This is a genomic window from Chlamydia muridarum str. Nigg (assembly GCF_000006685.1).
Taxonomy (GTDB): Bacteria; Chlamydiota; Chlamydiia; order Chlamydiales; family Chlamydiaceae; genus Chlamydia; species Chlamydia muridarum.
In genome coordinates this window covers 397,687-409,162 of the sequence record NC_002620.2, presented here as the reverse complement: position 1 = coordinate 409,162, position 11,476 = coordinate 397,687, and the positions used below count along the sequence as shown (strand labels likewise).

The following is an 11,476-nucleotide window of genomic DNA, read 5'->3' as shown; positions in this document are numbered from 1 at the left end:
ACTTTTTAGTTTTATTTTATTAATAAAAAGATATTTAGATCGCATAAACAAAACAATCAAACAAACACCTGTTTTTAATAAAACAAACTTATTTAAAATAATATTAATCGGTGTTGCGAAATGAAGAATTTTTTATTAACTATACTCTTTTTATTAATGGGAACTTCCCTATTAGCAGATCCCGCTGTTATTCAAACTTTAACATCAGGAGTTGCTGGGGTACCCTCGATCCGCGAAGAAAAGGAATCTGTTGTGTGTGTTCACGCATTTCTAAGATCCTATAGTTCGCTAAAACCTATTGGTCGAGTTCTGGAAAAAGAAAATTATGATGTTTTCATTTGGAACTATGAAACTCGAAAATTTACATTAGAAAGACATGCTGAACACCTTATTCGCTTACTAAATAAAATTGCAGAACTAAAACCTGGTGTGCCTATTAATTTCGTTACGCACTCCGTAGGAGGAGTTATTGTTCGCGTAGCGTTGGCTCATCCAGATTGTCCTGAAGAAGCGAAAAAAGGGAAAGCTATCCTCATGGCCCCTCCTAATGCAGGATCTACATTAGCAAGACGCTATAGCCGAAGCTCTCTAGTACAATTTATTTTCGGAGGGAAATTAGGTATGCAGCTCCTAACATATAGCCCCGAGCATATGTTAAATGTTGCCAAAATGCCTTCTACTGTTGATGTCCTAGTTTTAAGCGGAAGTAAAAAAAGCAAGTTTTTACCTTTTCGATTGGAAGAAGAGAATGATGGGAAAGTCTGTGTAACAGAAACAAGACTGGACACACCTCACCAAAATTACGTTATTGATGCGAATCATACGTACATTATTACCAATAAGACTTCTCTCTTTCTTATGAAAGAGTTCCTACGAAATGGCAGCAGAAGCCCTGCACTGACTCAGGTTCCAGAAGAAATAGAGGCCAATATGAAACAAGCCCCTAACACTACAGCGAAAAAAGAGAAGAGCAAAGACATCTATATTATTCACTGTTTAGGAGCTCACCCCTATAGCCTTTATGGATTTCCTAAAAGCAAAATGTCATCCAATGAAAACTCTGGAAAGATCCTGGAGGGTCAAGAACACAAAAAATAAGATCAGCAGAATCATAAATGGGACTAGTCCTTTTTCAATGAGTCGCATATTTAACCGACGTCTAGAAACGCTCTCCCATAAGCATAAAAGTATATAACCCCCATCCAAAACCGGTATAGGGAGGAGATTCAATACTGCTAGGTTTATGCTGATCAATCCGATCCAAGATAGAGCCTCGGGAATCCCCATAGACCATCCTGTATGTAGAATACGGACAATTCCCACAGGCCCTGAAAGCCATTGAGGACTCAGCCGGCCAGATCCTAAGGCCTTTACAGTCCTTAAGCTATCAGAAATGGATTCTCCCATCAAAACTAAGGGAGCTGGATTATACTGCACAGCGAGATCCTTAAGGGGAATGCCCAAAGAAATGCGCTGTTTTTCGGATTCTATTCTTTCTAAGTAATAGCGCTTCTCTTGCTCATCTCGGAATTTAGACGCAAGGGCACGCTGTTTATCTAATAATTCTTCAGAATAAATATGCACCCATGGCTTAGGCTGTACTCGAGTTACCAGACGATACTCTCCTAAGTGAGATACCTCCCGTTCTTCTCCTACAGACCCTGCAACACGCAGAAGATCGTCCATATCATAGGAATCAATAAATGCTTTGTCTGCAGCTTTTTGATCCAAAACAGAGAGCTGTCCCGAAGACATCCTCTGAAAAATCAAAGAAACCCTGTGATCTTGAACAAGACGCAAAATATCTGCATTGCTCATAACAGGAATTCCATCTACAGCAACAATTCTATCTCCTAACTCCAGATGATAATCTAAGGACTGCTGATCCGTGTTTAGCAGATTGATCTTACTTTCAACAAAACCATCACTATTAATAATGTAAGGCAACATGTATAGAGAAGCCCATTTTCCTTTAAGCCCCGCCTCATACTGACAATCAATCAGCTCATTCTTAAAATATGAAGTGAGCTGAAGATCCCCCGCCAAAACCCTAGATTGACGAACGAATACGATCTTTCCCTGACGTTCGATTCGCAAAAAAGCTTTTTTCTCATTGAGAATTTGAGAAACCTGCACGCCAGAAAATACCAAAGCACCGTCCATCCATACTAGACGATCCCCTTCAGATAATCCTGCATCTATCAAAGGAGATTTTTCAGGCAAAGGCTCAGAACCACGATACAGTAAATAGCTAGCCCCTAAACAAGGGACTCCTTCTAAGCTAGGATTAAATGGTACGTCTAGAGAAAATGACTCCGCTTCAGAGAAGTAAGCAGGATGCTCCCCTTGCAATGATAATTTTCTATCAAGCAAAGAAGACGAAAACGCCATCTTATTCCCAGAGTAGACCTGCCCATTACACAAGAAAATACGATCCCCTGGACGTAATCCCTTTTGCTCCAAAGAAGGATGAGCCCACCCAACAATACTGGTGTGTTCAGAAAAAGGTTTTGTTCTTCCTCCAGAAAAATAGAGAATCCCGAAAGCAAATAGGGCCACCAGTATATTAGCTAGAGGACCTGCAGCTAAAACGAAGATACGTTTCCATGGAGACTTACTAAAAAATCCTCCAGGGATATCATAAACCGTTTTCTCCCTGTCTTCAGATATTTCTTTATCATTTCTGTCCATACCTTTGATACGAACATATCCTCCAAAAGGAATTGCCCCTATCCGGTATTCAATACTCCCCATTTTTTTTCGAACAAGTGCAGGTCCAAACCCTATACTGAAACTTTCTACAGTCATTCCTACAGCTTTCGCTGCTAACAAATGGCCTAGTTCATGAATTAAAATCAGAAAGCCTAAGGCCAGGGCTGCAAGAACAAAATATATTACTGTCATACTCTATACCTGGATAATCAACGTTCTAAGCCGGCTTTAAAACATCACTTAAAACAGCTGCTAAAAGGCCTCCATAAAGAAACCTAAGTTACTACAAGACGCTCAGCAAAATGAAGAGTCGCCCCCTATACTACACGAATCGTTTTTTTCCGCACCACTATCGAAAAAGGCTAGCATCCTACGAACATAGAAATAGTTAGCACTCGCTAGCAAGAGCTCTAGCTTCTGAGTCTACCTGCAAGATATCCTCTAAAGATAGACAGGATCGCACCACATATTTATCCATAAGAGTCTGTAATTTAGAGACAATTTGATACCAAGCAATCTCTCCAGATAGAAATCGTTGAACTAAAGCCTCATTAGCTCCATTGAAAAAACATCCCATAGAGCCACCCTCACGAAGCACATCCTTTGCTAGCCGAATGCTAGGGAATCTTTCRTCATCAATAGGGAGAAATTCTAAAGTTTGATTTGTAAGAAAATTTAATCCTGAGATTATCGAGGGATATCGATCTGGAAAAGTTAAAACATGTTGTATCGGGAAAAGCATACTAGGAGGATTCATCACTGAAAGGATTGTCCCATCACAAAACTCCACCATGCCATGAATAAGGCTTTGGGGATGTATCACAGCTTCAATTTCAACAGCCTGTAATCCAAACAACCAAAAAGCCTCTATAATCTCTAATCCTTTATTCACTAAAGTAGAAGAATCTACCGTAATTTTAGGCCCCATATCCCAAATAGGATGCTTTAAGACCTCTTGTAAAGTAACCTTTTGCAACTCCTCTTTTGATTTATTTCTTAATGGACCGCCTGACGCCGTTAATATTAATTTTTTTATTGTAGAAGGATCTCGACCTTCCAAACATTGGAAAAGAGCATTATGTTCGCTGTCAATGGGAAGAATTTGTACATGATTCTTTTTAGCCAAAGTAGTAACTAACTCTCCAGCAGCTACTAGAGACTCTTTATTAGCTAAAGCGATCGTCTTTCTCTCTTGAATAGAAGCCATTACTGCAGGCAAAGCATCTATTCCAGAAGAAGCTACAATAGTCATATCTACAGAAGCCGCAGTAGCGACAGCAATCAGTCCTTCTTCTCCTGAAAGGATTTCAATATGAGGAAATAACTTCCGCAATTCCTTATAAGTAGTCTCATCACGAACAGCTACTACTCGCGGCGAAAATTCTCTAATCTGAGAAATCAAACTTTCTCTATTACGTCCATATGCAGCAAGCGTTTCTATGACAAAAGCGTCTGGAATTTCCCGAATTACCTGTAAAACTTGCTTTCCTATGCTTCCTGTTGAGCCAATTAAAGCTAATCGCTTCAAAACACCCTCTTACATCTTTTGTTGGTCAATTTTTCGATTGAAGTAAAATATGCCTTCTGACAAAAACAGTTGCAAGCGTCCCTATGTAAAAAACAAGTAACAGACATACAGCTAACCCTGAAGTCGATAAGCCAATCCCATGAACAGATAAAATCGATCTAGAGAGAGCAGGAGCAATCAAAGCTGAAAGCACTCCAAAAATCATGGAATATCCCATCATCTCCTGAACAGAGGAAGCGATCAACTTAGCGATTAATCCTGGGACTAGTAGAAAAGCTAATGACATTAACACGCCCACAGCTTTGAAAGCTCCAACAATAGAAGCAGAAAGCAAAAACATCATAAGATAATCAATTAATTTGACTCGAATACCTAAAGAAAACGCGAATACGGTATCAAAAGATACACAAATAAAACTCGAGAAGAAGCAGTAAGAAACGCCCAAATTAKTCAATAAAACCAAAAATACTGGGAAAATATCTGTTTTAGCTAATGCATCAGCATTTCCAATAACTAACTCAGTCCCGACATGAGCATTCCTTGTTAAAAACACAAGAAGCAATAAGCTGGCTGAAAACAAAAGAGAAAAAACTAAAGCAGTACTAGCCTCTTCCGCTACTTTAAATACATTGCGAATAAAATGGATAGAGGCTCCGGTTAATAAAGTTGTTGAAATGGCAGCTATTGTCAAATTTTGCATCGACAAATGGGTAAGCTGATGAGTAAACAAACAGGCGCATACCAAACCAAATAATATGGTATGGGAAACTACGTTTGCATACATAGCCATTTTTTTAAGAACTAAAAAGGTTCCGATTATAGAACAAGAAACGGCTATCGCAAAGAATACAATCACTTGAATATCATCGATATACAGGTGATCATAAAACAATTTCCCAGAAAAAAGACGCGAAAAAAAGACGATAAAAAACTCAAAAAATGATACCCCGTAGTACGGAGAGATACTAGCAAACATCTTACTTCCCTTTTAGTTTTGGAATCTCTCGCTTATGTGGATCATAATCAGGATTTTGCAGCATCTTCGATAGAGTAGTATCCAATTCATCAGTCAAAACATGTTCCATCTCTTCTGCGAAATTATGTACTTTACTTTTGTTAAAATCTAATTCACTGACCAGATAAGACTCCCATAATCTATGAGCACGAACTAATTTAGCCGCTTTGGCTTCTCCTTTATCCGTCAAAAAKCATTGATGATCGAAACAAGATACTAATCCCTTCTTACATAGCCAAAACATCCTAAATCCTGAAAATGCTTTGGACCCAAAATATTCCTGTAACTTTCTAGAACGAACAAAGTCCCACATACTAACACGATAGATATTTTGTTCTTGCAAATACCAAAAGATCTTCAATAAATGCTCCTCATCACGAGAAAATAAAAATAATTTCCTACGGATATATCGCGTGATCCAACCAGTCTTCCATGAGAAAATTAAGCACAAGAAAACAAGAACTCCCGCAAAAAATACTACTAGTGGACCAGTTGGGAGGACAATTACCGTTGCCTTCCCTTCAATAATAGATTGGCAGGTAAACGCTACGGAAAAATAACATCCTAAAGCCCCACAGATTCCCCCAAAAATACTAGATAAAATGAGTATTGAACTTAATTTATCTGAGAGTTGTCTGGCAGATAAAGGTGGGGCAACAAACATTGCCGAAATAAGCAAAATCCCTACAGAACGAACACCACTTACTATGACTAATGAAATGAATACAAGAACAATCATCTCCGCCGTACGAGTTCTTAACCCGCAGGAATAAGCAAATTCTCTATCGAAAATTGCTACAGAAATTTGTCGATACCACCACCACAGCACGAATGCTGATAAACAAAAAATGATGAGTGCCAGCCTAGCTTCGGCATAGCCTAAAGTTGCCGCTTGTCCATACAAGTAAGCATTGATCTTGTTATATAAAAGAGGACAGCTATCTTTGACATAGCTAACAAGAATAACCCCCACCCCAAAAAATGAAACGAGAATTAAACACAAAGCTGAATCTTTATGCATAGCAAGTTTTTTTTCTAAAAAAGCTATGCATAAGCATCCCAAAATAGAAGCCGCGCAGCCGCACAAGATAATGATCCACAAAGAATCTGAAAATAAAGGGACTTTGTAGGAAAGAAGGGCCCCTATCAAAAGACCTGGGTAACAAGCATGCGAAAGACTTTCGCTTAACAAGGGACGTCTTTCTACTAAAAGAATGGTTCCCCATAAAGCTGTTGTCATGCAAATCAGTGAAACGGCCAAAAAACTGGACAGGAAGATCGTGTCTTTGAATATACAACTAAGCATCTAACATGATCCTTGATACTTTCCCCTAGACAACTTAAGTGTGTAATCTAAAAGCTCAAGTTCACACCCATAAGCCTGAAAAATAGCTTCTTTTGTCAGGCATTTTTCTACACTGCCAGAGCACACAAGATGTTTATTTAATAAAATAACATGATCAAATAGCTGCCGAACATTACTCAAGTCATGATGAATGACTACGATAGTTTTACCTTCTTTTTTTAGATCCTGTAAAACATCTACTACCATACGATAGGAAGCCATATCGATAGCTGAGAAAAGCTCGTCCATAAGGTATAAATCAGCTTTTTGCATTAATGAGCGCGCTAAAAAAGCTCTTTGTTGCTGTCCACCAGAAAGCTTCCCAATCTGCCTATTTGCAAAATCTGCCAACCCAACTCGTTCTAAAATATTCATAGCCTCGCGACGATCACCTGTAGAAATACGATTCCACATACCTTTGTAGCCGTAACACCCCATTAATACGAGGTCAAGAACAGTCATTGGAAAATCCCAATCCACACTAGCTCTTTGAGGCATATATGCTATTCTTTGATGCACTTTAGCAAATTTTTGGCCAAAGAACAAGCTTTGGCCTGAAGAGGCACGAATCAGGCCTAAGGAGGCCTTAAGTAGAGTACTCTTCCCTGCCCCGTTAGGGCCAATTATAGCCGCCATCGCCCCAGAAGGCAAAGAAAAGGCAATATGGCATAAAACGTCTGAGTGATCATAGTTAACACACAGATCATCTACAGCCCAAGCAATCGTATTATCCCTATTCAAGAACAGTTCCTCCTAGTTCTTCCGTGATGGTACGGACATTATGCTGGAAAGTGTTAAAATAATTATCACAAACATTATCACTATACAAAGGAGACTTAGCTAAACGAATTTTTTGCCCACTTTTCGAGCAACTGACAATCTTTCTTAAAGCATCCTGGTTTAAAGTATCCTCTAAGAAGACAACCCCCACATCATTTGCACATATATACTCCACTACACGCATAATATCCCGAATACTAATTTGAGCTTCTGGAGACAAGCCTTCGGGAGACATGCAACGCAATTTCCAATTCCCAGATTCCCTTTCTTCATCAGAAGATAGGTACCGTCGAGTAAAATAGCTGAACGCATTATGCCCCGTGACTAAATAACGATTCTTTTCTGGAATGGTAGCGAGAGAACGTACGGCCCAGCGGTCCAGATCTTCCATTTCAGAAAGAATTTGTTCCGCGTTTTTTTGAAATTCTTCCGCATACTGAGGAATTTGTTGAACCAACACTGAAGCCATTTCTTTTACAGRCGAAATCCATACACCCATATCTGTCCAGATATGGGGATCAGGGAACCCATCTTCACTTAAAAGGACAAAACAATTCTTATCTAACAATCGAGCCCCCAAATCGATAACTTTAGAGTTCCCCTCCAAATGTTTTCGCAAACTAGCTGAATGCTCCAGACCTAAGCCATTACAAAAAATCAGCTGGCTTATAGCCATTCTATCTTCATCACCTTTGACCATCTCATAGGAATGTGGATCTATAGATCCATCAATCAGAACGATATTTTTGACTCGATCTCCTGTTATGCGCGAAACGCAATCATAAATCATGCGATTCATAGACAAAATGTGAATTCTTTCATCGATAGATTTGTTTCCTCTGCCAGAGGAACAGCTACTTATTACAAAACAACCTGCTAAACACAAGAGTCCCCCAATAACATGCTTATATTTTCTAACATGCAAAAAAAACATAGAGCCTCCTGACCATTGATGCGAGAAACTAAGTCTGAAAGTTCCTCGCTATTTCCTTTAAAGCCACTAAAAACTAACCGGTCCTCTGCCGCTCAATCCCGGCTTATTACAATCGGGTTACACATCTCCCTTCCATATCTTTTTACAAAGAAAACAACATGTTACACGAAGATCTTTCTTCTAAAAACGCAACCACCTTATTGCAAAAACACTTTTAACAGGATGGATTTATATCCTCAACTCAAAGGAAATCTTATCCTACTTCTTTCTCTGAAAAAACCATTTTAAATAATTTTAGTAATAGAGAAACACTTTCTAAAAAAAACGATCTTTATAGATAAATTCGTTCCAAGTAACTTCTCCAATCAACACAACTAAAGAAAAGTTATGCAAACAAACTTAGAAAATAATCTGAAGCACTTTATTTTCTTTTGTCCAAATCAAAAAATCTCTAAAATGAGATTGCGAAAAAAACAAAAACCTCTATAGAATTCAACAAAAGATAAACACTAATTGATTTTTATTTCGACTGAACATTAAATCGAAAAAACAGACCTAGTTAACTATTACAATTAATAAAGCCAAAACTATCATCTGTAGAACTAGATTTATCCACTAAGGAGCTTTCATGGCTACGGCACAGATTACTATCCAAGAAGAAATAGAGCAGCTCATAACTAAAGCGATTAGCAAAGTTGGAGGAAGTAAAGAAAATGATCTTTGTCGTTATCTCCCAGGACCAACAGGCGGATACATGCATCATTTCACTTTGAAAAAAATGAAACATTCCGCTCCAGAACAACTCTTGAAAATGTTGAAGACATTTGTAATAGATTCCATGACTCCCAGATCTATTAATCCCAAACCAAGAGCTCCACGAGGTTCTAAAAAACGAAAAGATTTTGTGAATTTCACGAAAACAGATATTGAACGCGTTTTAGAGCTCGCTCGTCAAGTTGGCGACAAAGATCTCCTAGCTCGGTTTAGTCCTAAAAAACCGCTTCCTTCTCTAAAACGAGAACTCATTCGCTCTATCCGCAATAATATTGTAAGTACAGAGCTTTGGAATGCCTATGTGGAAGCGCTTTCTCAACCTACCGAATAAAAATTGTAAAAAACTTTTTAAATATCTAAATAAAAAAATTCCCCTAGAAGGGCTCTCTTAGAGAGCCCTTTTGCTTATCAAGCACTTGCCCCTTTTCTATTGCCTTCCGACACCTTTAGTGGTATACTTCTTTCCTAAAGGCTGGATTTCTGCCATTTTTGTTCCGCCCTCTTAAACTCCCTGAGTGGAGGGTATCTCTTCTCCGTGTAATCGAAGATTCAGCCGGGATGAGCTCTGTAAAAAAAATTATTGTTTTACAATCTGCTCAAAAAGATACTTTAAAATTCGTTGACCTAGTCAACAAAGAAAACTTAACAATAAACATAAGCTTTTCAGAGGGTGAAATATGACTCAAACCGCGGAAAAACCTTTTGGAAAATTGCGCTCTTTCCTTTGGCCGATACACATGCATGAGCTAAAGAAAGTTCTGCCAATGTTCCTAATGTTCTTCTGTATTTCATTCAATTACACGATTTTGAGAGATACAAAAGACACTCTTATCGTCACAGCACCAGGCTCTGGAGCAGAAGCCATTCCCTTTATTAAGTTGTGGCTGGTTGTTCCTTCTGCTGTTGTGTTCATGCTTATCTACGCAAAGTTAAGCAATATTTTGAGCAAACAGGCTCTTTTCTATGCAGTGCTCTCTCCATTCGTTGTGTTTTTTGCACTGTTCCCTTTGGTGATTTACCCATATCGTCATATACTTCACCCAACAGACTTCGCTGATACACTACAGGCCATTCTCCCTTCTGGGTTCTTAGGCTTCATTGCGATGCTACGCAACTGGACTTTTGCAGCGTTTTATGTTCTTTCCGAACTTTGGGGAAGTGTAATGCTTTCGCTAATGTTCTGGGGATTTGCAAATGAAATCACTAAAATTAGCGAAGCTAAACGTTTCTACGCTCTTTTCGGAGTTGGAGCTAACGTAGCTCTCTTAATTTCCGGTCCAGCTATTGTTTGGTCTTCTAAATTACGCGCAAGCTTAGGTGAAGGCGTAGACCCATGGGGAGTTACTCTTTACTTCTTAATGGCTATGTTCCTGTGTTCTTGTGCCATTATCGCTGCCTGCTACTGGTGGATGAATCGTTACGTTCTTACTGATCCTAGATTCTATAACCCAGCAGAGCTAAAAGCTAAAAAATCTAAACCTAAGATGAGCATGGGCGAGAGCTTCTCTTATCTGTTAAGATCCCCTTACATGCTTCTTCTAGCCTTGCTAGTTATTTGCTACGGAGTTTGCATCAACCTTGTTGAAGTAACTTGGAAGAGCCAGCTCAAAATGCAATTCCCTAATCCAAATGAATACAGCGCATTCATGGGAACATTCTCTTTCTGGACAGGGGTTGTATCCGTATTCGTTATGCTGTTCATTGGTGGTAATGTTATCCGTCGTTTTGGCTGGTTAACAGGCGCCTTAGTTACACCTGTCATGGTCCTCGTAACAGGAGCGATCTTCTTTGCTCTCGTTATCTTCAGAGATCATGCAACAGGATTGGTTGCAGCTTTGGGAACAACTCCTTTAATGCTAGCGGTTGTTGTTGGAGCCGTCCAAAATATTCTTTCCAAATCGACTAAATATGCTCTCTTTGATGCAACTAAAGAGATGGCTTACATCCCATTGGATCAAGAGCAAAAAGTTAAAGGAAAAGCCGCTATTGACGTTGTTGCTGCTAGATTTGGTAAATCTGGGGGATCTTTGATCCAACAAGGACTCCTAGTTGTTTGCGGAAGCATCAGTGCGATGACTCCATTCCTAGCGGTAGCTCTCTTTGCAATTATTATGGTTTGGTTAACATCTGCAACCAAACTTAATAAATTGTTCTTAGCTGCTTCAGCTGCTAAAGAACAAGAGCTGGCAGAGGCCACAGCAGCAGCTGAGAAGGAAGCTTCTCCTGCAGCGAAAGAAGTCTCTCCTGCTATAGAGGGTGTTTCCTAACATCATTTTTCTAGAAACTTTCTAGTAAAAAGAGGGCCCCGCTTATTTTGAGCGGGGCTTTTCTTTTGTCTTTAAAATCTCTTTTCTTCACAAATCTCTTCTAATCTCCTACTATTTTTCT

General features: G+C 39.1%; 9 protein-coding genes. 3 read left to right on the top strand and 6 right to left on the bottom strand.

Annotated features, from left to right (window positions below; translation table 11 throughout):
- Positions 1-120: 120 nt before the first annotated feature.
- Positions 121-1,098, top strand: coding sequence for an esterase/lipase family protein (locus TC_RS01740; RefSeq protein WP_010230222.1), 978 nt, complete (start codon positions 121-123; stop codon positions 1,096-1,098).
- On the opposite strand, the gene TC_RS01735 is transcribed toward TC_RS01740, so the two are convergent.
- From TC_RS01735 to TC_RS01710, 6 genes are all read right to left on the bottom strand, one after another.
- A complete protein-coding gene (locus TC_RS01735; protein ID WP_010230221.1) occupies positions 1,045-2,904 on the bottom strand; it encodes a site-2 protease family protein in 1,860 nt (619 codons plus the stop codon). The genes TC_RS01740 and TC_RS01735 overlap by 54 nt on opposite strands.
- A 196-nt stretch (positions 2,905-3,100) precedes the next feature.
- Complete coding sequence (gene dxr, locus TC_RS01730) at positions 3,101-4,240, bottom strand: 1-deoxy-D-xylulose-5-phosphate reductoisomerase (RefSeq protein WP_010904317.1); 1,140 nt, start codon at positions 4,238-4,240, stop codon at positions 3,101-3,103.
- Between the two features lie 25 nt (positions 4,241-4,265).
- Positions 4,266-5,216 (bottom strand): metal ABC transporter permease, encoded by a 951-nt coding sequence (locus tag TC_RS01725; protein WP_010904316.1) that lies wholly within the window; start codon positions 5,214-5,216, stop codon positions 4,266-4,268.
- Position 5,217: 1 nt separating this feature from the next.
- Positions 5,218-6,561 (bottom strand): iron chelate uptake ABC transporter family permease subunit, encoded by a 1,344-nt coding sequence (locus tag TC_RS01720; RefSeq protein WP_010904315.1) that lies wholly within the window; start codon positions 6,559-6,561, stop codon positions 5,218-5,220.
- Positions 6,562-7,341: a metal ABC transporter ATP-binding protein gene (locus tag TC_RS01715; protein WP_010230210.1), complete on the bottom strand. Its 780-nt coding sequence runs from the start codon at positions 7,339-7,341 to the stop codon at positions 6,562-6,564.
- Complete coding sequence (locus tag TC_RS01710; protein WP_010904314.1) at positions 7,334-8,314, bottom strand: metal ABC transporter solute-binding protein, Zn/Mn family; 981 nt, start codon at positions 8,312-8,314, stop codon at positions 7,334-7,336. The genes TC_RS01715 and TC_RS01710 overlap by 8 nt, the downstream gene beginning before the upstream one ends.
- Positions 8,315-8,942: 628 nt before the next feature.
- Between TC_RS01710 and TC_RS01700 the strand changes: the two genes are divergently transcribed.
- Entirely contained in the window at positions 8,943-9,419 is a 477-nt protein-coding gene (locus TC_RS01700) for a DNA binding protein DdbA (protein ID WP_010230197.1), read from the top strand.
- Positions 9,420-9,765: 346 nt separating this feature from the next.
- Positions 9,766-11,355: an NTP/NDP exchange transporter Npt1 gene (gene npt1 / locus TC_RS01690; protein ID WP_010230191.1), complete on the top strand. Its 1,590-nt coding sequence runs from the start codon at positions 9,766-9,768 to the stop codon at positions 11,353-11,355.
- Positions 11,356-11,476 lie beyond the last annotated feature (121 nt).

What these genes read in the sequence shown, in the direction of transcription:
- TC_RS01735 (WP_010230221.1), bottom strand. Translation starts at nt 2,904, where the DNA reads ATGACAGTAATATATTTTGTTCTTGCAGCCCTGGCCTTAGGCTTTCTG.
- npt1 (WP_010230191.1), top strand. Translation starts at nt 9,766, where the DNA reads ATGACTCAAACCGCGGAAAAACCTTTTGGAAAATTGCGCTCTTTCCTT.
- TC_RS01740 (WP_010230222.1), top strand. Translation starts at nt 121, where the DNA reads ATGAAGAATTTTTTATTAACTATACTCTTTTTATTAATGGGAACTTCC.
- TC_RS01700 (WP_010230197.1), top strand. Translation starts at nt 8,943, where the DNA reads ATGGCTACGGCACAGATTACTATCCAAGAAGAAATAGAGCAGCTCATA.